Annotated in this window: 25 protein-coding genes; 15 read left to right on the top strand and 10 right to left on the bottom strand. The window is 60.0% G+C overall.

Annotation, left to right across the window (positions count from 1 at the left end):
* Nucleotides 1-223: 223 nt before the first annotated feature.
* Complete coding sequence (locus AC6BYQ_RS19955; RefSeq protein ID WP_255427997.1) at nt 224-355, bottom strand: hypothetical protein; 132 nt, start codon at nt 353-355, stop codon at nt 224-226.
* Nucleotides 356-587: 232 nt separating this feature from the next.
* On the opposite strand from AC6BYQ_RS19955, the gene AC6BYQ_RS19950 reads away from it, so the two are divergent.
* The 15 genes from AC6BYQ_RS19950 to AC6BYQ_RS19880 all read left to right on the top strand — a co-directional run bounded on the left by AC6BYQ_RS19950 (nt 588) and on the right by AC6BYQ_RS19880 (nt 15,995).
* Complete coding sequence (locus AC6BYQ_RS19950) at nt 588-1,004, top strand: DUF2502 domain-containing protein (protein WP_019456028.1); 417 nt, start codon at nt 588-590, stop codon at nt 1,002-1,004.
* A 179-nt stretch (nt 1,005-1,183) separates the two neighbouring features.
* Nucleotides 1,184-2,191 (top strand): vitamin B12 ABC transporter permease BtuC, encoded by a 1,008-nt coding sequence (btuC, locus tag AC6BYQ_RS19945; RefSeq protein ID WP_498057411.1) that lies wholly within the window; start codon nt 1,184-1,186, stop codon nt 2,189-2,191.
* Nucleotides 2,192-2,234: 43 nt separating this feature from the next.
* A complete protein-coding gene (locus tag AC6BYQ_RS19940; RefSeq protein ID WP_198636460.1) occupies nt 2,235-2,786 on the top strand; it encodes a glutathione peroxidase in 552 nt (183 codons plus the stop codon).
* A gap of 5 nt (nt 2,787-2,791) precedes the next feature.
* A complete protein-coding gene (gene btuD / locus AC6BYQ_RS19935) occupies nt 2,792-3,547 on the top strand; it encodes a vitamin B12 ABC transporter ATP-binding protein BtuD (protein WP_019456025.1) in 756 nt (251 codons plus the stop codon).
* 401 nt (nt 3,548-3,948) lie between these two features.
* The gene (gene arnB, locus AC6BYQ_RS19930; protein WP_498057410.1) at nt 3,949-5,103 is read left to right on the top strand and encodes a UDP-4-amino-4-deoxy-L-arabinose aminotransferase; all 1,155 of its coding nucleotides are present in this window, start codon (nt 3,949-3,951) and stop codon (nt 5,101-5,103) included.
* Nucleotides 5,090-6,070, top strand: a complete 981-nt coding sequence (arnC, locus tag AC6BYQ_RS19925; protein ID WP_019456023.1) for an undecaprenyl-phosphate 4-deoxy-4-formamido-L-arabinose transferase — start codon at nt 5,090-5,092, stop codon at nt 6,068-6,070. Before arnB ends, arnC begins: the two co-directional genes overlap by 14 nt.
* Nucleotides 6,070-8,052, top strand: coding sequence for a bifunctional UDP-4-amino-4-deoxy-L-arabinose formyltransferase/UDP-glucuronic acid oxidase ArnA (gene arnA / locus AC6BYQ_RS19920; protein WP_063919614.1), 1,983 nt, complete (start codon nt 6,070-6,072; stop codon nt 8,050-8,052). The genes arnC and arnA overlap by 1 nt, the downstream gene beginning before the upstream one ends.
* A complete protein-coding gene (gene arnD / locus AC6BYQ_RS19915) occupies nt 8,049-8,954 on the top strand; it encodes a 4-deoxy-4-formamido-L-arabinose-phosphoundecaprenol deformylase (RefSeq protein ID WP_019456021.1) in 906 nt (301 codons plus the stop codon). The genes arnA and arnD overlap by 4 nt, the downstream gene beginning before the upstream one ends.
* Nucleotides 8,951-10,615: a lipid IV(A) 4-amino-4-deoxy-L-arabinosyltransferase gene (gene arnT, locus AC6BYQ_RS19910; protein WP_019456020.1), complete on the top strand. Its 1,665-nt coding sequence runs from the start codon at nt 8,951-8,953 to the stop codon at nt 10,613-10,615. The genes arnD and arnT overlap by 4 nt, the downstream gene beginning before the upstream one ends.
* Nucleotides 10,612-10,956 carry a 4-amino-4-deoxy-L-arabinose-phosphoundecaprenol flippase subunit ArnE gene (gene arnE, locus AC6BYQ_RS19905; RefSeq protein WP_154746125.1) on the top strand — a complete coding sequence of 115 codons (345 nt, stop codon included), beginning with the start codon at nt 10,612-10,614 and terminating at the stop codon, nt 10,954-10,956. Before arnT ends, arnE begins: the two co-directional genes overlap by 4 nt.
* Nucleotides 10,953-11,345, top strand: coding sequence for a 4-amino-4-deoxy-L-arabinose-phosphoundecaprenol flippase subunit ArnF (arnF, locus tag AC6BYQ_RS19900; RefSeq protein WP_019456018.1), 393 nt, complete (start codon nt 10,953-10,955; stop codon nt 11,343-11,345). Before arnE ends, arnF begins: the two co-directional genes overlap by 4 nt.
* 173 nt (nt 11,346-11,518) lie before the next feature.
* On the top strand, nt 11,519-11,983 hold the full coding sequence (locus AC6BYQ_RS19895) for an NlpC/P60 family protein (protein WP_016927954.1): 465 nt from the start codon (nt 11,519-11,521) through the stop codon (nt 11,981-11,983).
* Between the two features lie 59 nt (nt 11,984-12,042).
* Nucleotides 12,043-13,056, top strand: coding sequence for a lipoate--protein ligase (lplA, locus tag AC6BYQ_RS19890; protein WP_498057409.1), 1,014 nt, complete (start codon nt 12,043-12,045; stop codon nt 13,054-13,056).
* Nucleotides 13,057-13,570: 514 nt separating this feature from the next.
* Entirely contained in the window at nt 13,571-14,302 is a 732-nt protein-coding gene (locus AC6BYQ_RS19885) for an EAL domain-containing protein (RefSeq protein ID WP_063919349.1), read from the top strand.
* A gap of 250 nt (nt 14,303-14,552) precedes the next feature.
* The gene (locus AC6BYQ_RS19880; RefSeq protein ID WP_197667547.1) at nt 14,553-15,995 is read left to right on the top strand and encodes a protein adenylyltransferase SelO; all 1,443 of its coding nucleotides are present in this window, start codon (nt 14,553-14,555) and stop codon (nt 15,993-15,995) included.
* 35 nt (nt 15,996-16,030) lie between these two features.
* Here the strand turns inward: AC6BYQ_RS19880 and AC6BYQ_RS19875 are convergent, their stop codons facing one another.
* From AC6BYQ_RS19875 to ppsR, 9 genes are all read right to left on the bottom strand, one after another.
* Entirely contained in the window at nt 16,031-16,816 is a 786-nt protein-coding gene (locus AC6BYQ_RS19875) for a heme ABC transporter ATP-binding protein (RefSeq protein ID WP_019456014.1), read from the bottom strand.
* On the bottom strand, nt 16,809-17,813 hold the full coding sequence (locus AC6BYQ_RS19870; protein ID WP_016927948.1) for a FecCD family ABC transporter permease: 1,005 nt from the start codon (nt 17,811-17,813) through the stop codon (nt 16,809-16,811). The genes AC6BYQ_RS19875 and AC6BYQ_RS19870 overlap by 8 nt, the downstream gene beginning before the upstream one ends.
* The gene (locus tag AC6BYQ_RS19865) at nt 17,813-18,643 is read right to left on the bottom strand and encodes a heme/hemin ABC transporter substrate-binding protein (RefSeq protein ID WP_498057408.1); all 831 of its coding nucleotides are present in this window, start codon (nt 18,641-18,643) and stop codon (nt 17,813-17,815) included. The genes AC6BYQ_RS19870 and AC6BYQ_RS19865 overlap by 1 nt, the downstream gene beginning before the upstream one ends.
* On the bottom strand, nt 18,640-19,677 hold the full coding sequence (locus tag AC6BYQ_RS19860) for a hemin-degrading factor (protein ID WP_198636456.1): 1,038 nt from the start codon (nt 19,675-19,677) through the stop codon (nt 18,640-18,642). Before AC6BYQ_RS19860 ends, AC6BYQ_RS19865 begins: the two co-directional genes overlap by 4 nt.
* A gap of 65 nt (nt 19,678-19,742) precedes the next feature.
* Nucleotides 19,743-21,785: a TonB-dependent hemoglobin/transferrin/lactoferrin family receptor gene (locus AC6BYQ_RS19855; protein ID WP_498057407.1), complete on the bottom strand. Its 2,043-nt coding sequence runs from the start codon at nt 21,783-21,785 to the stop codon at nt 19,743-19,745.
* Between the two features lie 94 nt (nt 21,786-21,879).
* Nucleotides 21,880-22,062, bottom strand: a complete 183-nt coding sequence (gene hemP, locus AC6BYQ_RS19850) for a hemin uptake protein HemP (RefSeq protein ID WP_154746131.1) — start codon at nt 22,060-22,062, stop codon at nt 21,880-21,882.
* A gap of 171 nt (nt 22,063-22,233) precedes the next feature.
* Nucleotides 22,234-22,719: a glutathione peroxidase gene (locus AC6BYQ_RS19845; RefSeq protein WP_019456010.1), complete on the bottom strand. Its 486-nt coding sequence runs from the start codon at nt 22,717-22,719 to the stop codon at nt 22,234-22,236.
* A 105-nt stretch (nt 22,720-22,824) separates the two neighbouring features.
* Nucleotides 22,825-23,871: a 3-deoxy-7-phosphoheptulonate synthase gene (locus AC6BYQ_RS19840; RefSeq protein WP_004931381.1), complete on the bottom strand. Its 1,047-nt coding sequence runs from the start codon at nt 23,869-23,871 to the stop codon at nt 22,825-22,827.
* A 197-nt stretch (nt 23,872-24,068) separates the two neighbouring features.
* Nucleotides 24,069-24,929 (bottom strand): posphoenolpyruvate synthetase regulatory kinase/phosphorylase PpsR, encoded by an 861-nt coding sequence (gene ppsR / locus AC6BYQ_RS19835; protein ID WP_049239973.1) that lies wholly within the window; start codon nt 24,927-24,929, stop codon nt 24,069-24,071.
* Nucleotides 24,930-25,270: the final 341 nt, after the last annotated feature.

The raw sequence follows: 25,270 nt of genomic DNA, 5'->3' as shown, positions 1-25,270 counted from the left end.
CCTGTTAGGGCGCGGCTGGTAACAGAGCCTTATAGGCGCATATGAAAAACCTCCGGCTATGCCGGAGGATATTTATTTTTGGGGCAAAATTCAGTTTATTCCTAATCGAGCAGGTAGAGATTAAATATATTTATTAAATCACCACGGCGAAAATTTATTTAATCTTAATTGCGGAATATTCTTATATCTTATTTTTTTTGAGTGGTGGTTTTATTTCTCTCGTTCAATAACGACCGTAATAATGGCCAGGGCCATCGCCGCGGTGACCACCGCCCCAGTGAGGGCCCCAGCAGCAGGCGCTGAGGGTTGAGGCCAGGGCCACCACGGCCAGCAGCATACCTATACGTTTAATCATCCTATTATCCTCCGGTGGGAATCCACTTAATTATAATTGTCGCGCGGCTTAAGCGGCGTCAGTTATTTGTTAAGCCTTGTCAGCGACTATGATAATTAAAGGCGGTGGCAAACAGTGTAGGGATTGTGTAAGGCCGTCGAAAACGATCTGAAAATAGGCATCGGTGAGATAGTCGCTAAATAAACGCACTGATATAACCACTGCAGCAAGAAAAATAGAGTGAGAAGGCAAAATGAAAAAGATCCTGTTGCTGGTGTGTTTCCCTCTGTTGCTGCCGCTGGCGGCGCAGGCCGATGTGTCCGTCGATATCAACGTACCGGGCGTTTCCCTGCATCTGGGGGATCAGGACCGCCGCGGTTACTACTGGGATGGCTACGACTGGCGTCCACCGCAATGGTGGCATGCGCATCAGGGGCGTGGCCTCGGCGAGCGCAATGCGCGTGGCTTGTACTGGGACGGTGGGCGTTGGCAACCTTCGCCACCGCGCGGGTATGAGCATCGCGAGCCGGCGCGCAGCGGCAATCCGTTCCACGGCGATCGCGATAATCGCGACCATGACCGGCGTCATGACGATCGCGGCGATCATGGTCGTGGCGATGACGGCCGCGGCCAGCCTTATCCGCAAGGCAACCCTGGCCCGCATCGTTAACCCCTGAGTTTATCGGCGGCTGGTTTTGCCATCATCGTTGCGATGACGGGCAGGGCCAGCCGCTGCTTTCCTGCGCCATCGCCAACGCAAGGCTTCCCCTTGCGGCGTTAACCCCCTAATATTCGACTCAGACGTCAATTATCCGGCCACGATAGCGGCCGGCAGGGAACCGCCGCGCCATGCCAACCAGCCGTACCTTCACCTTACTGTTGCAACACCAACGTTACCACGACAAACGCCAGGTCATGCTGTTGGCGTTGGGCGTGGCGGTGGCGTTGTTGTTCAGCCTGTGCGCCGGGGATCAATGGATATGGCCGTCGGCGTGGTTCAGCGATCGTGCGCAGCTGTTTGTCTGGCAACTGCGTTTGCCGCGCGCGCTGGCGGTGATGCTGGTTGGCGCCGCCCTGGCGGTAGCGGGTGCGGTGATGCAGGCGCTGTTTGAAAACCCACTGGCGGAACCGGGCCTGCTGGGCGTGGCGAACGGCGCCGGCGTAGCGCTGGTGCTGACGGTATTGTTGGGCCACGGTCTGCTGCCGGTGGCGCTGATGAGCGCCGCCGCGATAGCCGGCGCGCTGGCGATGACTTTCTTGCTGCTGTGGTTTGCTCGCCGGCGGCGCCTGACCAATGCGCGGCTGTTGCTGGTTGGCGTAGCGCTGGGCATCGTGTGCAGCGCGCTGATGACCTGGGCGGTCTATTTCAGCACCAGCCTCGATCTGCGGCAGCTGATGTACTGGATGATGGGCGGTTTCGGCGGTGTCGACTGGCGTCAAAAGTGGCTGGTGCTGGCGTTGTTGCCGGTGCTGCTGTGGCTGTGCGGCCAGGGCCGAGCGCTCAATCTGATGGCGCTGGGCGAAGTGCAGGCGCGGCAGCTCGGGCTGTCGCTGCATGTGTGGCGCAATCTGCTGGTGCTGGCGATCGGCTGGCTGGTCGGTGTCAGCGTGGCGCTTGCCGGCGTGATCGGCTTCGTCGGGCTGGTGATCCCGCATATTCTGCGGCTCACCGGCCTGACCGACCAACGCTATCTGCTGCCGGCCTGTGCGCTGGCGGGAGCCGGCGTATTGCTGGTGGCCGATGTGATCGCCCGCGTTGCGCTACTGGCGGCCGAGTTGCCGATCGGCGTGGTGACCGCCACGCTGGGGGCGCCGCTATTTATCTGGTTACTGACCCGGGCAAAAGGCGTAAGGTAGTTTTCTTCATTCACCTGCGATTAAAACTAAAGGATGACAACCGATGAGCAAGCCAATCTACAACCTGCCGTTACAAACCATCGAAAATCAGGCCACCACGTTGGGCGCCTATCAGGGCAAGGTGCTGCTGGTGGTCAACGTGGCCTCTGAGTGCGGCCTGACCAAGCAGTACGAAGGACTGGAAGCGCTGTACGAAACCTATCGCGATCGGGGCCTGGAAGTGCTGGGGTTCCCGTCCAATGAATTCCTGGGCCAGGAGCCGGGCAGCAACGAAGAGATCCTGGCGTTTTGCCGTGGCACCTTCGGCGTGCAATTCCCGATGTTCGCCAAGATTGAGGTGAACGGCGACCACCGCCATCCGCTGTATCAGGCGCTGATTGCCGCGCAGCCGGAGGCCACCGCCCCAGAGGGCAGCGAATTCCTGGCGCGGATGACCAGCAAAGGCCGCGCGCCGAAGCACGCCGGCGATATTCTGTGGAACTTCGAGAAATTCCTCGTCGCGCGCGACGGTACGGTGATCCAGCGCTTCTCGCCTGACACTACGCCGGAAGATCCGGCGCTGGTGGCGGCGGTGAAACAAGCGCTGGCGGGATAAGACGGATGCTGCAGCTCGTTGAGGTTGGCGTGGCGGGGCGCCTGGCGCCTTTTTCGGCACAGATTGACGGCGGGTTGCAGGTCCATCTGATCGGCCCGAACGGCGCGGGGAAGAGCACCCTGTTGGCGCGGGTGGCGGGCATGTTGCCGGGGCTGGGCGAGGTCCGCCTGAACGAACGCGCGCTGTCCGATTATTCGGGGAGCGAACTGGCATGCCGGCGCGGTTACCTCAGCCAGCAACAGCCGCCGGTGTCGCTGATGCCGGTATTTCAGTATTTGGCGTTGCATCGGCCCGCGGCAGCGCCGCAAACTGATGTGGAGCACGCCATCCTCTATCTGTGCCAGCGCCTGAAGCTGGCGGATAAGCTGTCGCGCATGCTGACGCAGCTTTCTGGCGGCGAATGGCAGCGGGTGCGGCTGGCGGCGGTGCTGTTGCAGGTGTGGCCCAGCGTCAATCCGCACAGTCGGCTGTTGCTGTTGGATGAACCGACCAACAGCCTGGACGTGGCACAGAAAGTTGCGCTGGATCGCCTGCTGCGGGAGTTTTGCCAGAGCGGGCGCAGCGCTCTGGTGTGCGCGCACGATCTGAATCATACCTTGCAGCAGGCCGATCGGGTTTGGTTGCTGCACGCCGGGCGGCTGGTGGCGCAGGGCGTGACGCGTGAGGTGATGGCGCCCGCACTGCTGTCGCAGATCTACGAAGTGGATTTCCACCTGCAATGGGTGGGAGAACAGCGTTGGATCATGACCAAAACGGCTTAGATTTCTCCGCCAGCGTTCCACAACATAAACGAAAACTAAACATAGTGAATATAAATAGCGGGGTAAGCATTGACCAATATTGTGCTGCCTCTCATTTTCTCGTCGATTTTCTTGAAAAACGTCGATGACGTGCTACGCTTGATTCGGCAAAAATAAAATAAGTAAATAATTATTTAAAAACATAATAAATTGATTTTAATAATGATTTTAAATTGATGATGGCGACACCCACCAATCAGTTAACCCACTGATGACAAGTCTCGTCTTAAGGTTTAGTTAAGCTTGCGGCCTTACATTGGCAGTTAATCCACGGAAACGATTCTTCTCTGGCGTTTAATATTCGTTAAACGAAAGGGATTTACAGTGTCATCAAAAGCAGTTCGATACGTTTGGGGTTAACTATGGATCAATTTTTGCCTTTCTCTCGCCCGGCCATCGGCGATGAAGAAATCGCCGCGGTAGAGAAAGTGTTGCGTTCAGGTTGGATCACCACCGGGCCGCAAAACCAGCAATTGGAAAGCGACTTCTGTTCCACCTTCGGTTGTAAGCACGCCATCGCCGTCAGTTCCGCCACCGCGGGCATGCACATCACGCTGATGGCGCTCGGCATCGGTCCCGGCGACGAAGTCATCACCCCCTCGCAAACCTGGGTTTCCACCCTCAACATGATCGAGCTGCTGGGCGCCACGCCGGTGATGATCGACGTTGACCGTGATACGCTGATGGTTAGCGCCGCCGATGTCGAGGCCGCCATCACCCCGAAAACCAAAGCGATCGTTCCGGTGCATTACGCTGGGGCTCCCCTGCAGATGGACGCGCTGCGCGCCGTGGCCGAACGCCACCGTCTGCCGTTGATCGAAGACGCCGCTCACGCGGTCGGTACGCGTTACAACGGCGAATGGGTCGGCGCACGCGGCACGGCGATTTTCTCGTTCCACGCGATTAAAAACGTGACCTGCGCCGAAGGCGGCCTGATCGCCACCGACGACGATGCGCTGGCGGATCGCCTGCGTTGCCTGAAATTCCACGGTCTGGCCGTCGATGCCTTCGACCGCCAACAGCTCGGCCGCAAACCGCAGGCCGAAGTGGTGGAGCCGGGTTACAAATACAACCTGTCCGACATTCACGCGGCGATCGCCGTGGTGCAACTGTCGCGCTTCGCTGAGCTGAACGCGCGCCGTAAAGCGCTGGCGCAGCGCTACCTGAAGGCGCTGGAAGGCTCGCCGTTCCAACCGTTGGGCGTGCCGGATTACCCGCATGATCACGCCTGGCACCTGTTTATGGTCCGCGTCGATCCAGAACGTTGCGGCATCGATCGCGACCAGCTGATGGAGCGCCTGAAAGAGGTTGGCGTCGGTACCGGGCTGCATTTCCGCGCCGCCCATACCCAGAAATTCTACCGTGAGCGTTACCCGCAGCTTTCTTTGCCGAACACCGAATGGAACTCGGCGCGGCTGTGCACCTTACCGCTATTCCCTGATATGACCGACGCCGATGTCGATCGCGTGGTCAATGCCTTGTCTTCTGTTGTGGAGTCTTTACGTGTCTCGCGTTGAACCGATTAAAAAAGTGTCGATAGTCATCCCGGTATACAACGAGCAGGAAAGTTTGCCGGCGTTGCTGGAGCGTACTACCGCCGCCTGTAAGCAGTTGTCTCAGCCTTATGAAATCATCCTCGTCGACGATGGCAGCAGCGACAACTCCGCTGACATGCTGACCGCAGCGGCGGAAAAGCCGGACAGCCACGTGATCGCCGTCCTGCTGAACCGCAACTATGGCCAGCACTCGGCCATTATGGCCGGTTTCAACCAGGTGACCGGCGATCTGGTGATTACGCTGGACGCCGATCTGCAGAACCCGCCGGAAGAGATCCCGCGCTTGGTCAGCGTGGCGGAAGAGGGCTATGACGTAGTGGGCACCGTGCGCGCCAACCGTCAGGACTCCTGGTTCCGCAAAAGCGCCTCGCGGGTGATCAACATGATGATTCAACGCGCCACCGGCAAGTCGATGGGGGACTACGGCTGCATGCTGCGCGCCTATCGTCGTCATATCGTGGAGGCGATGCTGCACTGTCATGAACGCAGCACCTTTATCCCTATTCTGGCGAACACCTTCGCCCGTCGCACCACCGAAATCGAAGTGCGCCACGCCGAGCGCGAGTTTGGCGATTCCAAATACAGCCTGATGAAGCTGATCAACCTGATGTACGACCTGATCACCTGCCTGACCACCACACCGCTGCGTTTGCTCAGCGTGGTCGGCAGCATCGTGGCGCTGTCCGGTTTCGTGCTGGCGCTGGTGCTGATTGCGCTGCGTCTGCTGCTGGGTCCTGAATGGGCCGCCGGCGGCGTGTTCACCCTCTTCGCCGTCCTGTTCACCTTTATCGGCGCCCAGTTTGTTGGCATGGGGCTACTGGGTGAATACATCGGCCGCATCTATACCGACGTGCGCGCACGTCCTCGCTATTTTGTTCAGAAAGTGGTCGGCGTACAGCAAGACCACAATACTCAGGAAGAAGAATGATGAAAGCTATTGTATTTGCTTACCATGATATTGGCTGCGCAGGTCTGAAAGCGCTGACTGAGGCGGGTTATGACGTGCAGGCCGTATTCACGCACACTGATGACCCTGGTGAGAACAACTTCTTCTCCTCCGTGGCCCGTTTGGGCGCCGAATTGGATCTGCCGGTCTACGCGCCGGAAGATGTGAACCACCCGCTGTGGGTTGATCGCATTCGCGAACTGCAGCCGGACGTGATCTTCTCGTTCTATTACCGTCACATGCTGAGCGACGAGATCCTGTCGCTGGCGCCGCTGGGCGGTTTCAACCTGCACGGTTCGCTGCTGCCGCGCTACCGTGGCCGTGCGCCGGTGAACTGGGCGTTGGTGAATGGCGAAACCGAAACCGGCGCCACGCTGCACAAGATGGTGAAGCGCCCGGATGCCGGCGACATCGTTGGTCAGCAGAAAGTGACCATCGCCGACAACGACACCGCGTTGACGCTGCACAAAAAAGTGCTGGAAGCCGCGCAGGCCGTATTGAAAGAGCAGCTGCCGAAGCTGAAGAACGGCACCGCCAGCTTCACCAAGCAGGATGAGTCCCAGGCCAGCTACTTCGGTCGCCGCACCGCGGCGGACGGCGAGATCCTGTGGCACAAATCCGCCAAAGAGATCAACAACCTGGTACGCGCCGTCACCGAACCGTACCCGGGGGCCTTCAGCTACCTCGGCCAGCGCAAGCTGATCGTCTGGCGCTCTCGCGTGCTGGATACCCAACACGATAAGCAACCGGGCACCGTGCTGAGCACCGCGCCGCTGGTCATCGCTTGTGGCGAAGGCGCGCTGGAGATCGTCGCCGGTCAGAACGAAAGCGGCCTGTATGTACAGGGCAGCCGCCTGGCGCAGGAAATGGGCATCGTCACCGACGTGCGTCTGGCCGCCAAGCCGAATGCCGTGATGAAGCGCCGCACCCGCGTGCTGATCCTCGGGGTCAACGGTTTCATCGGTAACCACCTGACCGAGCGCCTGCTGCGCGACGATCGTTATGACATCTACGGTCTGGACATCGGCTCTGATGCCATCAGCCGCTTCCTCGACAACCCGCGTTTCCACTTCGTGGAAGGCGACATCAGCATCCATTCCGAGTGGATCGAGTATCACATCAAGAAATGCGACGTGGTGCTGCCGCTGGTGGCGATCGCGACGCCGATCGAATACACCCGTAACCCGCTGCGCGTGTTCGAGCTGGACTTCGAAGAGAACCTGAAGATCGTTCGCGACTGTGTGAAATACAACAAGCGCATCATCTTCCCGTCCACTTCCGAAGTGTACGGCATGTGCGACGACAAAGAGTTCGATGAAGATCATTCGCGTCTGATCGTCGGGCCGATCAACAAACAGCGCTGGATCTACTCGGTTTCCAAACAGCTGCTGGATCGGGTGATCTGGGCCTACGGCGCCAAAGAAGGCCTGAAGTTCACGCTGTTCCGTCCGTTCAACTGGATGGGGCCGCGTCTGGATAACCTGGACGCCGCGCGCATCGGTTCTTCCCGCGCCATCACCCAGCTGATCCTCAACCTGGTGGAAGGTTCGCCGATCAAACTGATGGACGGCGGCGCGCAGAAACGTTGCTTCACCGACATCAACGACGGCATCGAAGCGCTGTTCCGCATCATCGAGAACCGCGACGGCCTGTGCGACGGCCAGATCGTCAACATCGGCAACCCGACCAACGAAGCGAGCATTCGCGAGCTGGCGGAAATGCTGTTGGAAAGCTTCAACAACCACCCGCTGCGCGACCGCTTCCCGCCGTTTGCCGGCTTCAAGGACGTGGAGAGCAGCAGCTACTACGGTAAAGGTTACCAGGACGTCGAGCACCGCACGCCGAGCATCAAGAACGCGCGCCGCCTGCTGGACTGGCAGCCGACCATCGAGATGAAGCAAACCGTCGCCGATACGCTGGACTACTTCCTGCGCACTACCGTTCAGGAAGGGAACGGTGCATGAAGAAAGTCGGTCTGCGGGTTGATGTAGATACCTTCAGCGGCACCCGTGAAGGGGTGCCGCAGTTGCTGGACCTGTTCGAAAAGTACGACATTCAGGCCAGCTTCTTCTTCAGCGTGGGACCGGACAACATGGGGCGCCATCTTTGGCGCCTTTTGCGTCCGAAATTTCTGTGGAAAATGCTGCGTTCGAATGCCGCCTCGCTGTACGGTCTGGACATTCTGCTGGCCGGCACCGCCTGGCCGGGGCGCAATATTTCGCGCGCGTTGGGGCCGTTGATGAAGCGCACCGCCGAAGCCGGTCATGAAGTCGGGCTGCACGCCTGGGATCACCAGGGCTGGCAGGCCAAGGTCGGCAAGTGGAGCGAGGCGCAGTTGACCGAACAGGTGCAATTGGGCGTCGACGCTCTGAGCGCCTGCACCGGTCGGCCGGTGAAATGCTCCGCCGTGGCGGGCTGGCGTGCCGATACGCGCGTGCTGGAGGTCAAGCAGCGCTTCGGCTTCCATTACAACAGCGATTGCCGCGGCACCCATCCGTTCCGCCCGGTGCTGAGCGACGGGCGTCACGGTACGGTGCAGATCCCGGTGACGTTGCCGACTTTCGACGAGGTGATCGGCAGCGAAGTGAGCATGGCCGACTTCAACGACTACATTCTGCGCGCCATCGAGAACGATAGCGGCGTACCGGTGTACACCATTCACACCGAAGTGGAAGGCATGTCGCAAGCGGCGATGTTCGAACAGTTATTGCAACGCGCACGGCAGCAGGGCATCGAATTCTGCCCGCTGAGCGCGCTGTTGCCGCAAGATTTGGCGTCACTGCCGTTGGGCCGCATCAAGCGCGCTCCTTTCCCCGGCCGCGAAGGTTGGCTGGGCTGTCAAACCGATGTGAAGGACGTTACATGAAGGCGCTAAAAGGATCCTGGGCCATTGTGCTGGCCGTTTTTTTTGCTCTGGTTTACCTGATCCCGCTGAACGGTCGCCTGCTGTGGCAGCCGGACGAGACGCGTTATGCCGAGATCAGCCGTGAGATGCTGCAGCGCGGCGATTGGGTGGTGCCGCATCTGCTGGGGCTGCGTTATTTCGAAAAGCCGGTAGCGGGTTACTGGTTCAATAACATCAGCCAATGGCTGTTCGGCGAAAACAACTTTGCGGTGCGCTTCGGCTCGGTGTTCAGCACCGGCATGACCGCATTGCTGGTGTTCGCGCTGGCGATGCTGATGTGGCGCAATGCGCGCCGCGCCAGCCTGGCGACGCTGATGTTCCTGTCGATGGTGCTGGTATTCAGCATTGGCACCTACAGCGTGCTCGATCCGATGATTTCGCTGTGGTTGGCGGCGGCGATGGTCAGCTACTATCTGACGCTGAAAGCCACCTCGGTCAAAGGCAAACTGGGCGCTTACGCGCTGCTGGGTCTGGCCTGCGGCATGGGCTTTATGACCAAGGGCTTCCTGGCGCTGGCGGTGCCGGTGATCGCGGTGATCCCGATCGTCATTCAGCAACGACGCATCAAGGATCTGCTGTTCTACGGCCCGGTGGCGATCGTAACCGCCACGCTGCTCAGCCTGCCGTGGGCACTGGCGATCGCGCAGCGTGAACCCGATTTCTGGAATTACTTCTTCTGGGTCGAGCACATTCAGCGTTTCGCCGAAGATAACGCTCAGCACAAGGCGCCGTTCTGGTATTACCTGCCGATCCTGCTGGCGGCGGTGCTGCCGTGGCTGGCGCTGCTGCCCGGTGCGCTGCTCAAAGGCTGGCGTGAGCGCGTGCAGCGCCCGGAGCTGTTCTTCCTGCTGAGCTGGGCGATGATGCCGTTGATCTTCTTCAGCATCGCCAAAGGCAAGCTGCCGACCTACATTCTGCCGTGCATGGCGCCGCTGGCGCTGCTGATGACCGCCTATGCGGAAGACTACGCCGCTACGCTGCGTACCAAGCTGTTTAAGGCCAACGCCTGGCTGAACGGCCTGTTCGGGCTGATCGGCATCGTGGCGCTGGTGGTGTTGATCTCCGGTTTGCTGCCGAAGGCGCATCTGTTTACCCCGCAGGAGTGGCCAAAAGTGGTTCTCGGCCTGATCGCCTTCGGCGGCTGGCTGCTGTTCGCGCTGGTCTCCGTACGCGATAACGGTCGCCAATGGCGTTGGGCGGCGGCTTGCCCGGTGCTGTTGTGTCTGGTGATCGGTTACGCGATTCCGCAGCAGGTGACCGACTCCAAACTGCCGCAGAACTTCGCGCGCGCCACGATGGCCGAGCTGGGCAACAGCCGTTATGTGCTGACCGACAGCGTCGGGGTGGCGGCCGGCCTGGCCTGGGAACTGAAGCGCAGCGACGTGCTGATGTACAGCCAGAAAGGCGAGGTGGCCTATGGTCTGGAGTATCCGGACGCCAAGGGGCACCTGATCAGCGACGCCGACTTCCCGCAGTGGCTGGCGCAGGCGCGCAAGCAGGGGAACGTGTCGCTGGTGCTGCAGCTGTCCCGCGGCGAAGCGTTGCCGCAGGAACTGCCTGCCGCAGACAAGGTGGATCGCATGAATCGTCTGGTGCTGATGTGGTATAAACAGCAACCATGATGGGTTTTCTGTTGGTGGTAGTGGTCAGTCTGCTCACCTGTGGTGGGCAGCTGTGCCAGAAGCAGGCGGCGCACTGTTGGGAACAGGCCGGCGAGGCGCGGCTGAAGCAGACGCTGCGCTGGCTGGCGCTGGCGGTGTTGTTGCTGGGGCTGGGCATGGCGGTGTGGCTCAATGTGCTGCAACGCCTGCCGCTTAGCCTGGCTTACCCGATGCTGAGCCTGAATTTCGTGATGGTGACGCTGGCGGCGCGTTGGCTGTTTCATGAGCCAACGACCCCGCGCCATTGGTGCGGCGTGGCGTCGATTATGTTGGGGATCCTGCTGATGAGCGTGCATTCATGAGGGGCTATGCCTGGGGCGCTGCCAGCGTGCTGCTGGTGACGCTGGCGCAGTTGCTGATGAAGTGGGGCATGGTGCAAATCCCGCTGATGTCGTTCGCCGACGTCTCGTTGGCGTTGATCGGCGACTACTGGCTGCCGTTGCTGGCGGTGGGCGGCGGCATCTTCGGTTATGCGCTGTCGATGCTGTGTTGGTTCTTTGCGCTGCGCCACCTGCCGTTAAACCGCGCTTATCCTCTGCTGAGCGTCAGCTACGCGCTGGTCTATCTGGCGGCGGTGATCCTGCCGTGGTTTAACGAATCCGCTACGCTGCTGAAAACGTTGGGCACGCTGTTTATTCTGTTCGGCGTCTGGCTAATTAACAGCAAATCCGAGACGAAATCGCCGGAATAGGGTCAAAACCGGCGATCCTGCTATTATCTCCCTCATGGCGCTTGCCTTTTTCCCCGCGCGGGAGATAAATTACGCCAAATAGCGCTCTCCTTACGTGATGCCGGCTTTGCCTCGCAGGCGGTGGTGGTGTGCCGATTGGCATAATGCGGCAGCGTGTTCAATGAAGGGATATTATGCGGATGCGTGTGTGGTTTTTATTAGCCAGTTTGATTCTCGCCGGTTGCAGCAGCCATGCGCCGCCGCCCAGCGGCCGCCTGGCGGATTCGATCGTGGTGGTGGCCCAGCTCAATGAGCAGCTGCGCCAGTGGTACGGCACACCTTACCGCTATGGCGGTCTGGATCGCGGCGGCGTGGATTGTTCCGGCTTCGTTTACCGCACGTTCCGCGATCGTTTCGACATGCAGCTGCCCCGTTCGACCGAAGAGCAAACCTCGCTGGGCACCAAGGTCTCGCGCGATGAGCTGATGCCGGGCGATCTGGTGTTTTTCAAGACCGGTGGTGGCGAGAACGGCCTGCACGTCGGCATCTACGATACCAACGACCAATTTATCCACGCTTCGACCAGCCGCGGGGTGATCCGTTCCTCGCTCGATAACGTCTACTGGAAGCGGGTGTACTGGCAGGCGCGACGCATTTAGCCTTAACCCGTTGATTTGGTGTATCATGGCGGCATCACGTGTTTTGAACGGTGCCTGCCATGAACAGCCTGCGTTTACTGATCTCCGACTCCTACGATCCCTGGTTCAACCTGGCGGTGGAAGAGTGCATCTTCCGCGAAATGACCACGCAAAAAATCCTCTTCCTGTGGCGCAACGCCGAAACGGTGGTGATTGGCCAGTCGCAGAATCCCTGGAAAGAGTGCAACACCCGACGCATGGAGCAGGACGGCATTCGGCTGGCGCGGCGAAGCAGCGGCGGCGGGGCGGTATTTCATGACCTGGGCAACACCTGCTTTACCTTTATGGCCGGCAAGCCGGGTTACGACAAAAGCGTCTCGACCAACATCATTCTGCAAGCGTTGCGGCAGTTGGGGGTTATCGCCGAAGCCTCGGGCCGCAACGACCTGGTAATGGAAACCGCCGACGGGCCGCGTAAAATCTCCGGTTCGGCCTATCGCGAAACGCAGGATCGCGGTTTCCATCACGGCACGCTGCTGCTGAACGCCGATCTGGAGCGGCTGGCGGACTATCTGAATCCGGATCCCAAAAAACTGCAGGCCAAGGGCATCGCCTCGGTGCGTTCGCGCGTCGCCAATCTGGCGGAGTTTTTGCCGGGCATCAGCCATGAGCAGGTGTGCGAGGCGATCGCGCAGGCCTTCTTCGCCCACTATGGCGAAACGGCCAAACCGGAGATCATTTCGCCGGATGCGCTGCCCGATCTGCCCGATTTTGCCGCGCAGTTCGCCAAACAGAGCAGTTGGGAATGGAATTTTGGCAAGGCGCCGGCATTCAGTCACCTGCTGAACGAACGCTTCGTCTGGGGCGGCGTGGACCTGTTCTTCGATGTGGAGAAGGGAGTCATTGTCCGCGCGCAGCTGTTCACCGACAGCTTGAATCCTGCTCCGCTGCAGCGGCTGGCGGAGGCGCTGGTGGGCTGCGCATACCGCAGCGAGCCGGTTTCCGCGTGCTGTGATCGTCTGATGGCGGACTATCCGCAACAGGCGGCCGAATTGAGCGAGCTGCGGCAATGGCTGAGCGAAACAATCCGTTGACTGGCAGGGTGGCGAGGATGAAGGGATGAGCGTGCTCATCCCTTTTTTTATCCCTGAATCCGGCGATGTGCCAGGGCGTAGCGTAGATTTTCTAAAAATCAAGGTGGGCACTTTTTTACGTTTTCAATGCGACGAATAACAGGTGGAATTGATGTGTTATTAAATTTAATCAGTCATCGTTAACGGCAGGAAAAATCGGCGTTACGGGTGAAAGATTATTTTACTTTATTTAAGATTTTTCTTAATTAAAACAAAGGAGATAAGTCAAATTCCTGCCGTTATCCATTCTACTTAAGCCAAATATCTTTTCGTTCAACGCGCGGGCCGAGAAAACAGGCATAAGTCAGGCTGCTTTTCTTTGCGCCATTGACGATTGTCGTATAGCTTTAATCTATCAATTAAATGATATTTCATGGGCATTTGCATTGATATTTCCGATTAATCCCAGAAGGATTGATCGATAAAATATATTGATATACGATGATACGCTAGCCATTCATCCTGTGGCATAAAAATGAACATCCAACTCGAAGCTGACTTTATTAGTAGCTATGTTTTTCAACCTGTTTACTCAATGGAGGGTAGCCTGTTGGCGGTGGAAATGTTGAGCCGTTTCAACAGTCTAGACGGTGATTTAGCCATGCCGGCCGAAATTGGGATTAATTTATTGGCCCCTGAACAAAGGATTGAGTTATTTAATGAGCAATTGAAACTGGCGGAACGGCATGCTGCCTGGTTTACCGGTAACAGCGTGCAATTGACCATCAATATCGAAGAAACCATCGTCGAGCTTATTCTTTCCGATCCGGCGCTGTGCCAATGGATCAGGCAATACCCTTTTATTGCATTTGAAATGAGTGAGAGTTTTCCGAATCTTTCGGCCGGGAAGAACAACCCGAGCGTGCAGCGATTAAGCGAAATGTTTACGCTGTGGCTCGATGATTTTGGTTCCGGCAAAGCAACGTTGACCGCGTTGTACGATGGCTTGTTTGACTACGTTAAGATTGATAAGCGTTTTTATTGGCAGCTGTTTACCCATCAGGGGTATGACGTCGTCATCGACTCGTTGTTAAAGAATATCAATCTGTTGTGTAAGGGCGTGATCGTCGGAGGAATAGAGAAAAAAGAGTACTTTAATAAACTCAGATACGCCGGTGTTTTAGGCCTGCAAGGTTTTTTATGGCCCAGCGTTGGTGTGGATAATCTGCAATCTTTGCTGGCGATGCCCAGCGAATTCAATAATTAAGAAGTGATATAAAAAACTACACACAATGGGTAAATAATGGCGGGATGTTTATCCTGACTCCGTCGCCGTTATTCACCATCGTTTTTTGCTGATAACCGCGTTTGTCAGCCGGCGTTAAACCGCGCTTCCTTCGTTGGGGGAAGCGCACCCCCTCGCATCCGTCCTGGCGACAGGCGGATGCGTTCTCCCTGCATTCCTTCGGTGTTAATCCGCCCGTTCAGGCTCTACACTACGCTGAAACGGAGGGCCTATGCCGCAGTTCGATAACGCTTATTACCAACAGTTACCCGGTTTTTACACCGCCCTGAACCCGACGCCGCTCAAGGATGCGCGCCTGCTGTACCATAGCGAGCCGCTGGCGCGCGAGCTGGGGCTGGATGAAAGCTGGTTTACTCAGGATAAAACCCCGATTTGGGCGGGAGAAACGCTGCTGCCGGGCATGCAGCCGCTGGCGCAGGTGTACAGCGGCCACCAGTTCGGCGTCTGGGCCGGGCAACTGGGCGATGGTCGCGGCATTTTGCTTGGCGAACAGCGCCTGGCGGACGGCAGCCACCGCGACTGGCACCTGAAGGGCGCCGGGCTGACGCCGTATTCGCGCATGGGGGATGGGCGCGCGGTGCTGCGCTCGGTTATCCGCGAGTTTCTGGCCTCCGAGGCGCTGCATCATCTGGGGATCCCCACCACCCGGGCGTTGACGATCGTCACCAGCGGCCAACCGGTGTTCCGCGAGCAGCCGGAACGCGGCGCGATGCTGCTGCGGGTGGCGGAAAGCCATGTGCGCTTCGGCCACTTCGAACACTTTTACTACCGCAAACAGCCGGAGCAGGTGCGGCAGCTGGCGGATTTCGTCATCGCTCGTCACTGGCCGCAGCTGCAGGATCAGGCCGATCGCTATCTGTTGTGGTTTACCGACGTGGTCGAACGCACGGCGCGCCTGATCGCCCATTGGCAAACCGTCGGCTTCGCTCATGGCGTGATGAACACCGACAACATGTCGATTCTTGGCATCACCATCGATTACGGCCCCTACGGCTTCCTCGATGACTACCAGCCCGGCTATATCTGCAACCACTCCGACCATCAGGGGCGCTACGCTTTCGACAATCAACCGGCGGTGGCGCTGTGGAACCTGCATCGCCTGGCGCAAACCCTGTCGGGGTTGATGAGCACCGAACAGCTGCAGCAGGCGCTGGCGGCGTATGAACCGGCGCTGATGCGCGCCTATGGCGAACAGATGCGCGCCAAACTCGGCTTCTTCACGCCGACGGCGCAGGATAACGACGTGCTTACCGGCCTGTTGAGCCTGATGGCGCAGGAAGGACGAGACTATACCCGCACGTTCCGCCTGTTGAGCGACACCGAGCAGCAGCAGGCGCAGTCGCCGCTGCGCGACGAGTTTATCGACCGTGCGGCGTTCGACGCCTGGTATCAGCAGTATCGCCAGCGCCTGCAGCAGGAGCAGGTGAGCGATGCGGAGCGGCAACGGGCGATGAAGGCGGTGAACCCGCGTTTGATTCTGCGCAACTATCTGGCGCAGCAGGCGATTGAGGATGCCGAGAAAGACGACGCGGGCCGTTTGCAGCGCTTGCATCAGGCCTTGCTGCGGCCGTTCGACGAGGCGCCGGAGTATGACGATCTCGCTGCGCTGCCGCCGGATTGGGGCAAGCATCTGGAGATTTCCTGCTCCAGCTGAGATGAAAAAGGGCGCCTAATGGCGCCCTTGAATTTTTATTGCCGCAGATAGACCTGCGGCAGCGGCGCTTCGGGATGATGCACCACGCCGAGATCGGCCTGATACCAGCGGGTGAGAATGTCTGCCTGCAGCACCTCCTGCGGCGTGCCGCTTGCCACCAGGCGGCCCTGATGCAACAGCAGAATGCGATCGGCGTACAGCGCAGCCAGATTGAGATCGTGCAGCACGCAGCAGACGCCCAGCGGCTGTTGGCGCGTCAGCGAGCGCAGCAAGCGTAGGGTGTGCTGCTGGTGGTACAGATCCAGCGCCGAGGTTGGCTCGTCGAGAAACAGCCAGGCGGGGGACGGCTGCGGTTGCCACAGCTGCGCCAACACCCGCGCCAGCTGTACCCGCTGCTGTTCGCCGCCGGAAAGCTGACGGTAGTCGCGCTGCGCCAGCGCCAGGCAGTCGGTTTGTTCCATCACCTGTTGGATCGCCTGATGCTGGTCGCGTTTACCGTGCGGCGCCCGCCCCATGCTGACCACTTCTTCCACGCTGAAGGGAAACGCCAGATCGCTGTACTGGCGCATCACGGCCCGGACTTTGGCCAATTGCTGCGGCGCCCAGTGTTCCAGCGGGCGGTCAAGCAGCCGGCATTCGCCGCAGTCCGGCGTCAGATAGCCGGTCAGCAAGCGCAGCAGCGTCGATTTGCCGGCGCCGTTAGGGCCGATAATCGCCACCATCTCACCGCTGGCGAGGCTCAGCGAAACGTCGTTGATCAAGCGGCGCACGCCGAGGCTGTAGCGCAGCTCCCGGGCCGTCAGGCAGGCGGCGTTATCCACCGGTTCGCTCCCGCTGGCGCATCACCAGCCACAAGAAGTAAGGACCGCCGATCAGGCTGGTCATCAGCCCCACCGGCATTTCGGCCGGCGCCACCAGCGTGCGCGCCAGCGTGTCGCTGACCAACAGCAGGCAGGCGCCGCCCAGTGCGGAGCAGGGCAGCAGCCAGCGGTGATCGCCGCCGAGGCGCATGCGCACCAGATGCGGCACCACCAGACCGACGAAGCCGATCACGCCGCTCATCGCCACCGCCGCGCCGATCAGCAGCGCGCTCAACAGCAGCAGCTGCAGCTTGGCGCGCTGGACGTTCACCCCAAGGTAGTGGGCCTCTTCGTCTCCCAACTGCAGCAGGTTCAACCGACGCGCCTGCAGCAGCGTCAGCAGCGCCGTGGGCAGGATCAGCGAGGCGGAAACGGCCAGCGTCGGCCATTGCGACTGGCTGAGGCTGCCCATCATCCACAGCGAGAATTGGCGCAGCTGTTGATCGCTGCTGACGTAAGAAAGCACGCCGATGGCTGCCATGCACAGGGCGTTGATGGCGATACCCGCCAGCAGCAGGCGCGACAGATTGCCGTGCCCGCTGCGGCTGATGCCGTAGATCAACAACGACACCAGCAGGCTGCCGAGGAACGCCGCCAGCATGTGGCCGTACAGCGCGATCGTCACCGGCAACGCCAGCGGCATCACGATGAACAGCGCGACAAACAGCGCGCCGCCGCTGCTGATGCCCAGCAGGCTCGGATCCGCCAGCGGGTTGCGGAACAGCCCCTGCATCACCGCGCCGGACACCGCCAACGCGCAGCCTATCACCACCGCCAGCAACACGCGCGGCAGGCGGATATTCAGCCAGATGTGCCAGGCGGCATCGCTGAACGGTTCGCGCCACAGAGTGCGAAACGACAGCGTCAGCGCGCCGAGATTGGCGGCGACCAGCGCCAGCAGCGTCAACAGCACCAGCAGACCGATAATGGCCAGCTGCGGCGAGGTGCGACAGCGCATTACTTTTGCTCCGCCGCGTGACGCAGTTTGGCCAACGCCGCCGGCGTTTCAAGGCCGAAGCCCAGCAGCGCCATGTCATCGACGATCAGCACACGCCGCTGTTTGCCCGCCGGCGTCAGCGCCAGGCCCGGCAGCGTCCACAGCTGCTGCTCACCGCCGAGGGTGCGCACGCCGTCGGTAGTGACCAGCAGCAGATCCGGCGCGCTGGCGATCACGCCTTCCTGCGACAGCGGACGGTAGCGGTCAAAGCCCTGCATGGCGTTTTTCAATCCCGCGGCGGCGATCACCGCGTCGGCGGCGGTATGCTGCCCGGCGGCCATTGGCGTGATGCCGCCGTGGCTCATCACGAACAACACCTTCACCGGCAGCGGGGTGGTATCGACCGCCGCCAGCTGTTGTTGATAGCGCTGGCTCAGCCGCTTGCCTTGCTCAACGCGCTGCAGTGCGGCGGCGATCGCGGCGATTTTCTGCGGCACCGCCTGCAGGGTGGTGTCGCCCGGCACGCTGACCACTTTGATGCCGCTGTCCGCCAGCTGTTTGAGCACCAGCGCCGGCTGCGCCAGCTCGGTCGTCAACACCAGCGTCGGCTTCAGCGCCAGAATGCCTTCGGCGTTCAGCTGGCGCATATAGCCGACGTCAGGCAGCTTTTTCACCGCTTCCGGATTCAGGCTGGTGCTGTCGCGGGCGATCACTTCGTCGCCGGCGCCGAGCGCGAAGGCGATTTCCGTCACGTCGCCGCCGATCGAGACGATGCGCTGCGCCGCTGCCGCAGTGAGCGGCAGCGTCAGCGTCATCATCAGCGCCAGGCGGCGGATCAAGGATGATTTCATGCGGCGATGTCCTTGGGAGCAAGCGCGGCGACCTGCTCGCGCCACTGGGTTTGTTCCGGCTGGCCTTCGGTGCGTTGGCCGTACAGCTGCGCAATCTGCGTGCCGTCTGCGGCGAACAGCTCCAGGCTGGTGACGATGCCGTCCTTGGTGGGTTTGCGAGTGATCCAGCTTTCGGCGATGGCGTCTTCGATTAGGTGCAGCGTGAAGCGGCGGTTGAACACGTTGATCCAGCCTTCCTGCGGCATCAGACGTTCGATCTGGCCGGTGAAGATCTGTACGCAGCCGCGGTTGCCGACGAAGATCATGATCTCATTTTGCAGTTGCTGCGCCGCTTCCAGCAGCTGCGACAGCGCGCTGTTGTCCACCTGATAGGCCAGATCGTCGCCGACGGCGCGGAATGCCTGCTGGCGCGTCAGCTTGTTGCGGCTGAGCAGCTGGAAAAACTGGTGAACGTCGGTCATTGCGCGCCATTCACCGTCGATTTTGGCATGATCCTGCGTCGTTTCATCTGCGGTGCTCGTCTCGGCGGGCTGCAGCGCCAGCGCCGGGTTTTCATCGCTCAGGTGGCGTTCCACCAGTGCCATCCAGGCCGGCAGATCGGTTTCCTCGGTGGTGTAGACCTTGTGTAGCGCATCGCCCTGTTGATCGAAGAACTGGATGCTGTGGCGCACGCCGCGCTTGTTGGTTTCGCTCATGGCGAAGACGCTGGTCCAGTGGTTGAGGAACAGACGCAGATCCAGCTCGCGCGGGTTGAGGATCAGCCCGGCGTGGCCGTTGAGGTGCTGATTGCGGTAGCGGCCCATCTGCTCATGCACCGCATAGCTGTTGCGAGTGATGGACTTGGTGACGCCCACCTGCTCGAGTTCGGTGAGCAGGGTGCGAGCGTCGGCCTGCAGGCGGCGGGCGTCGTGGCCGACGCGAGCGTGCGTCAGCTCCGCTTCGCTGACGCCGAGCAGCGCCGCCAGATCGCGAGCGTATTTGCCGGGATGGTCGATTTTAGCCTGTTGGTAGCGTTCGTACAGGGTGTTGCTCATGCGGGATTCTCCTGCGCTGTGATGCGAACGGCGGACACGTCGGTGTCCGCCAGATAGTCAAATGATCACCACTGGTAGCTGACCAGCAGTTTGGCGTTGCGGCCATCCTGCGGGACGCCCTGCGGCGAGTAATATTCTTTGTCGAAGGCGTTGCCCAGCACCACGGTGGTGGTGACGCCCTGCAGGCGGTCGCGGCCCTTGTAGCTCAGATAGAAGTCGTTGACGCCGTAACCGCCTTGTTCTGGAGACCCGGCTGGTACGCGGGTGGCGCGTTCGGCGAAGGTGGCGACCCAACCGGCGGACAGGCCGGTTTCGCCCAGCGGCATGTCCAGCGAGCTGGTGACGGTGTCCGGGCTGATGTCGGCCAGCCAATCACCGCTTTTCGCGTTCAGCTCGCCATTGCGTGACTTGTCCTTACCGCGCGTACGGTTGTAGGCCAGATCCCAGTTAAACCACTGGGTCTGGTAGTTAAGCGAGGTGTCCCAACCCCAGATCTTGGCGCGGGAGATATTGGTTGAAGCGGTTTGCGTGCGGGTGACGTACAGGCTGATGTAGTCCTTGGCGTCGGTGTCGAAATAGCTGGCCTTGAATTGCAGGCTGTCATCCGCCATCAGCAGATTGTCGAAGCGCAGGCCGAAACCGGCTTCGGTGGTGCTGGTGGTTTCCGGCCGCAGATTCGGGTTAGGCACCCAATAGTTGCCGGGGAAGTGGCGCGAATCGTTGTACATCTCGCCCATGGTTGGGGCGCGGAAGGCCTGGGAATAGGAGCCGAACAGCATCAGCCAGTCAGTCGGCGAGTAGCTCAGCGCGCCACGGGAAGACCATTTGTCGGCCTTGACGTCATCATGGCCCTGGCTGCTGCCCTTATAATCGTCATAGCGAGTGCCGGCCAGCACGGTGACCGGAATGTCGCGCAGCGTAATTTCATCCTGCAGCCAACCGGAGGCGAAGTTGATCTTGGCCTGCGGGAAGCTGGTGGTGGCGCCGCCCGGCTGCTGTTTCTGTTGATAAACCTCGGAGCCGTAGGTCAACAGGTGCGACGCGAAACTGTCGGCGAACAGGCGCGTGCGGTTTTCCAGCTTGCCGCCGTTGGTGGTCTGCTTGCGAAATTCGTCGGTCGCGCCGGCGTTGTGCGCGTTGATTTTGACTTCCGAGGTGTACAGTCTGGCGGTGGCGTCCAGCCAATCCTGGCCGACCGGCTTGAGCTTATAGCTCAGAGCGGCGTCGCGCTGGATGGTGGAACGGTTAGTCATCGGGTTGCCGCTAGAGCTGCCCGGCGTTTGCGGGTTTTTCGGCTCTTGGGCGTCGTTGTTGTAATAACGCAGATCACCGCTCAGCGACTGGTTGTCGTCGATCTTCCAGGTGCCTTTGGCCAGCACGTTACTGATAGTTTCATCGTTAGGGGCGTCAAAACCGTTACCCTGGCGCAGATTGCCGACGTCGCGGGTGCCGAACGACAGCAGGCCGTCGAGGTTATCGGTCTTGCCGTAGGCGCTGGCGCCCATGCCCAGACTGTGATCGCCGGTGCCGGCGGTGCCGTAGACGCGGAACCCGGTATCGTGGCCCGGCAGCAGCAGATCGGCGGCATCGACGGTCTCGTAGGCGATGACGCCACCCAGTGCGCCGCTGCCGTACAGCAGCGCAGAGGGGCCGCGCACGATTTCAATGCGCTTCACCAGCGCCGGATCGAGGAAGGTGCCGCCGATGTGGCCGGTATCTGTCCCCTGGCGAATGCCGTCGACCAGCGTCAGCACGCCGTTCTTGCCATAGCCGCGCATCGTCACATCCTGGCCGTTGCTGCGCCCGGTGCCGTTGACGGTGATGCCCGGCACGCGCCGCAGCATATCGGCGGCGGAGGTGGCGGTCTGGCTTTCCGGCGAATTGCCTTCGATCACCGTGACCATCATCGGCGCTTCAAAGCTGCTGCGTTGGTTGCCGGTGGCGACCACGGTCATGGTCTCGTCGGCGGCTTTGGCTTTTTTCGCCGGCGCCGCGTTGGAAGAGGATGTTGTGCTGGTGTTTTGTGCCAAGGCCACCGTAGGCAGAGCGCAGGCAATCGCCAGACTCAAAGCGGAAAAACGCAGCCGGGTGGAAAATGTCAGAGGCATGGTGCAACTCTCCGTATGTAATAAAACATATCAATAGATTTGCTGGCTGCCTGGATCAAAAGATCGGGGTGGCTGGCGTTTGAGGATTCTGTGGTTATTTGGTCAGGATCAATTTCCCGGCTTTGGTCTGCCGCAGTTGATAGCGCTGGCCCTGATGGGTAATGAACGCGATGCCGTCGGCGCCGAGCAGCTGTGCGCTGTCGTAGCTGGGCGGCGCGTTTGCGCTGTGCTCGTTCGGGGCCGCGGCGGCGGGGGAAGGCGTGTTGGCTGTATCCATCATCATTGTGCTTATAAAACAGACCATTAAATGGTAATTAATATCAAACTGAGAATCATTATCATGTGAAGGAAAGGTTACATCAAGGAAAATTTTCTTACCGATGGAACCTTTTTGCCGTATGGGCATCTGGCGGCGGGCCGAGCGCGTTCGGCCCGCAAAAAAAGAGGATTATTTCAGCAGGGTTTCGATACGGTCGAATAGACGCTCGGGTTTGGTGATCGGCGCAAAACGCGTGACGCGCTGGCCGTCGGCGGTCAGCAGGAATTTGGTGAAGTTCCACTTGATGCGGCGACTGCCGAGAATGCCGGGCGCCAGGCGTTTCAGCTCATTGAACAGCGGGTGCGCGCCGGGGCCGTTGACCTCTATCTTGCTGAACAGCGGAAAGCTGACGCCGTAGTTGAGGCTGCAAAAGTTGGCGATCTCCAGCGGGCTGCCGGGTTCCTGAGAACCAAACTGGTTGCAGGGGAAGCCGAGCACCATCAACCCGCGCTCGCGATAGTATTGCCACAGATTTTCCAGCCCGCGGTATTGCGGGGTGAAGCCGCACTTGCTGGCGGTGTTGACCACCAGGTAAGCGCGCGCCGGGAAATCGCCCAGCGTTTTTTGCTCGCCCTGCAGCGTGACGCAGGGAATGGATAACAGAGAGTGAATCATGCCGGGGCTCCCAGTGCATTTCGGCGGGTGCTAAAGCGTTGCAATCAGTATAGATGAGCAGGTCGGGATGAATAAAGCCGGGGCAAGGCCCCGGCCTGTGCGGCGTTAGAAACGGCTATCGACCGCATCCGCCAGCATCGCCAACAGCTGTTCGCTGTCGGACCAGCTCAGGCAAGGATCGGTGATCGACTGGCCATAGGTCAACGGCTGGCCGGCGACGATTTTCTGCGTGCCTTCCACCAGGAAGCTTTCGGCCATCACGCCGGTGATGGCGGCGGAGCCGGCGCGGATCTGCTGGCAGACGTTGTCGGCCACTTCCAACTGGCGGCGATGCATTTTCTGACAGTTGCCGTGGCTGAAGTCGATCACCAGGTGCTCCGGCAGATCGAACTCGCGCAGGCTGTCGCAGGCAGCGGCGATATCGCTGGCGTGGTAGTTCGGCGTCTTGCCGCCGCGCATGATGATATGGCCGTACGGGTTGCCGCTGGTCTGGTAGATGGTCATCTGACCATGTTTGTCCGGCGACAGGAACATGTGCCCGGCGCGCGCCGCGCGAATGGCGTCGATGGCGATGCGGGTGTTGCCGTCGGTGCCGTTTTTGAAGCCGACCGGGCAGGAGAGCGCCGAGGCCATTTCACGGTGGATCTGGCTTTCGGTGGTGCGCGCGCCGATGGCGCCCCAGCTGATCAGGTCGGCGATATATTGGCCGACCACCATGTCCAGGAATTCGGTGGCGGTCGGCAGGCCGAGCTGGTTCACTTCCAGCAGCAGGCGGCGCGCCATTTCGATGCCGCGGTTCACCTGAAAAGTACCGTCCAGCGCCGGATCGGAGATCAGGCCTTTCCAGCCAACGACGGTGCGCGGTTTTTCGAAATAGGTGCGCATCACGATCTCCAGGCGGTCCTGGTAACGTTCGCGCAGGGCGTTCAGCCGGCCGGCGTAATCGACGGCGGCGTCGAGATCGTGAATGGAGCAGGGGCCGATCACCACCAGCAGGCGGCGATCTTCGCCGGTGAGGATTTTTTCAATGCGTTTGCGTGACGCTGTCACGTTATCGGCGACGGCCGCCGAGATCGGCAGCTTGTCTGCCAACGCTTGCGGCGTGACGAGGCTGTCGATGCGCGCGGTCCGCAGTTCATCTGTTTTGTGCATGTTGTTCCCTGGAAACTGTTCTTCTCTGCGGCAGGAGTGCCGGGAAGTGATGGCGATCACAATAACGCAAAAAGCGCTGAATTCAACCGTAGAGATTGCGTTCTGTTGATCAAAGCCGCGAAAAAAAGCACAAAAAAATCAGCTGCTGCTGAAATAAACGGCAGGTGGCGGGGCGCGACGGCCCCGCAAGGGAAAGATCAGAACATGCGGCGGCTCATGCCGAGGATATCGAGGATTTTGGTGGAGATCTCTTCGACCGAATAGTTGGTGGTATTGAGGTAGCGGATCTGGTTTTTGCGGAACAGCGCCTCGACCTCGGCGATCTCCATGCGGCACTGGCGCAATGAAGCGTAGCGGCTGTTTTCACGCCGTTCTTCGCGGATCGCCGCCAGGCGCTCCGGATCGATGGTCAGGCCGAATAATTTATGCTGAAACGGTTTCAGCGAGGCCGGCAGGTGCAAATTGTCCATATCGTCGGCGATAAACGGATAGTTGGCGGCGCGGATGCCGAACTGCATCGCCAGATAGAGGCTGGTGGGGGTTTTGCCGCAGCGCGACACGCCCAGCAGGATCACCTGCGCCTGATCGAGGTTGCGCAGCGAAATGCCGTCGTCATGTGCCAGGGTATAGTCGATGGCGGCAATGCGCGCGTCGTACTTACCGAGGTTGCTGGCGGTCAGGCCGTGGGTGCGGTTCGGCACCGGCGTCGGCTCCACCTCCAGCTCACCCTGCAGCGGGCCGACCAGCGCCTGCACGATATCCTGGCAGAAGCCCTGGCTCTGAACGATCACGTCGCGCACTTCCGGCGAGATGATGGAGTAAAACACCAGCGGACGCACGCCAGTTTCATTATAGATATCATCGATTTGCTGGCGAACTGCGCGAGCGCGCGCCTCGGTTTCGACAAACGGCAGGGTGTACGTGGTCGCCGTGACCGGAAACTGCGACAGCACCGCGTGCCCCAGCACTTCGGCGGTGATCGCCGTACCATCAGAAATATAAAAAACGCTTCTTTCCACCCGAGGCTCCTTACCTGAAAACGGTGTTCCTGCTGTCATCACTGCCAATATCATGGGCCGCAGAGGATCCGTCGGTAAAGGGGCGAGGGAAAAAATTGTGACGGCAGGGCGGTAAACCGCCTTTCGGCGGCAGGTGAAAAAAAGCGCGCCCTGGCGGCGGTAAAAATCGCGGTGCAACGACGCTTTGCATCTGAAACGCAAATTTGCCGCTATTTTCAACAAAAACGGTAGCGTTTGCGCGGTCATTAAAACAGAAGTTTAAAAAGAGCGTAATTTGTTGAGAACTAAGCTTTTCGTGCGATTGGGAACGGTTCCCAGCCAAATCAGCCGGTTAGGACATTCTCTTAAAAACCACTTTCTTCAGTGGGTTGATCGATTCA

The sequence above is a fragment of the Serratia sp. LTN-2 genome, from assembly GCF_059740205.1.
The sequence above is the reverse complement of the archived record's forward strand: the minus strand, read 5'-3'. Positions and strand labels throughout refer to the sequence as shown.

Bases quoted from the DNA above. Each gene is read 5' to 3' on its own strand.
- arnD (WP_019456021.1), top strand. From the start codon at position 8,049: ATGAAGAAAGTCGGTCTGCGGGTTGATGTAGATACCTTCAGCGGCACC.
- AC6BYQ_RS19870 (WP_016927948.1), bottom strand. From the start codon at position 17,813: ATGCGCTGTCGCACCTCGCCGCAGCTGGCCATTATCGGTCTGCTGGTG.
- ppsR (WP_049239973.1), bottom strand. From the start codon at position 24,929: ATGACAGCAGGAACACCGTTTTCAGGTAAGGAGCCTCGGGTGGAAAGA.
- lplA (WP_498057409.1), top strand. From the start codon at position 12,043: ATGAACAGCCTGCGTTTACTGATCTCCGACTCCTACGATCCCTGGTTC.
- AC6BYQ_RS19950 (WP_019456028.1), top strand. From the start codon at position 588: ATGAAAAAGATCCTGTTGCTGGTGTGTTTCCCTCTGTTGCTGCCGCTG.
- arnF (WP_019456018.1), top strand. From the start codon at position 10,953: ATGAGGGGCTATGCCTGGGGCGCTGCCAGCGTGCTGCTGGTGACGCTG.
- AC6BYQ_RS19955 (WP_255427997.1), bottom strand. From the start codon at position 355: ATGATTAAACGTATAGGTATGCTGCTGGCCGTGGTGGCCCTGGCCTCA.
- AC6BYQ_RS19885 (WP_063919349.1), top strand. From the start codon at position 13,571: ATGAACATCCAACTCGAAGCTGACTTTATTAGTAGCTATGTTTTTCAA.
- arnE (WP_154746125.1), top strand. From the start codon at position 10,612: ATGATGGGTTTTCTGTTGGTGGTAGTGGTCAGTCTGCTCACCTGTGGT.
- btuD (WP_019456025.1), top strand. From the start codon at position 2,792: ATGCTGCAGCTCGTTGAGGTTGGCGTGGCGGGGCGCCTGGCGCCTTTT.
- AC6BYQ_RS19895 (WP_016927954.1), top strand. From the start codon at position 11,519: ATGCGGATGCGTGTGTGGTTTTTATTAGCCAGTTTGATTCTCGCCGGT.
- AC6BYQ_RS19860 (WP_198636456.1), bottom strand. From the start codon at position 19,677: ATGAGCAACACCCTGTACGAACGCTACCAACAGGCTAAAATCGACCAT.
- arnA (WP_063919614.1), top strand. From the start codon at position 6,070: ATGAAAGCTATTGTATTTGCTTACCATGATATTGGCTGCGCAGGTCTG.
- AC6BYQ_RS19855 (WP_498057407.1), bottom strand. From the start codon at position 21,785: ATGCCTCTGACATTTTCCACCCGGCTGCGTTTTTCCGCTTTGAGTCTG.
- hemP (WP_154746131.1), bottom strand. From the start codon at position 22,062: ATGGATACAGCCAACACGCCTTCCCCCGCCGCCGCGGCCCCGAACGAG.
- AC6BYQ_RS19845 (WP_019456010.1), bottom strand. From the start codon at position 22,719: ATGATTCACTCTCTGTTATCCATTCCCTGCGTCACGCTGCAGGGCGAG.
- AC6BYQ_RS19940 (WP_198636460.1), top strand. From the start codon at position 2,235: ATGAGCAAGCCAATCTACAACCTGCCGTTACAAACCATCGAAAATCAG.
- arnB (WP_498057410.1), top strand. From the start codon at position 3,949: ATGGATCAATTTTTGCCTTTCTCTCGCCCGGCCATCGGCGATGAAGAA.
- AC6BYQ_RS19840 (WP_004931381.1), bottom strand. From the start codon at position 23,871: ATGCACAAAACAGATGAACTGCGGACCGCGCGCATCGACAGCCTCGTC.
- AC6BYQ_RS19865 (WP_498057408.1), bottom strand. From the start codon at position 18,643: ATGAAATCATCCTTGATCCGCCGCCTGGCGCTGATGATGACGCTGACG.
- btuC (WP_498057411.1), top strand. From the start codon at position 1,184: ATGCCAACCAGCCGTACCTTCACCTTACTGTTGCAACACCAACGTTAC.
- arnT (WP_019456020.1), top strand. From the start codon at position 8,951: ATGAAGGCGCTAAAAGGATCCTGGGCCATTGTGCTGGCCGTTTTTTTT.
- AC6BYQ_RS19880 (WP_197667547.1), top strand. From the start codon at position 14,553: ATGCCGCAGTTCGATAACGCTTATTACCAACAGTTACCCGGTTTTTAC.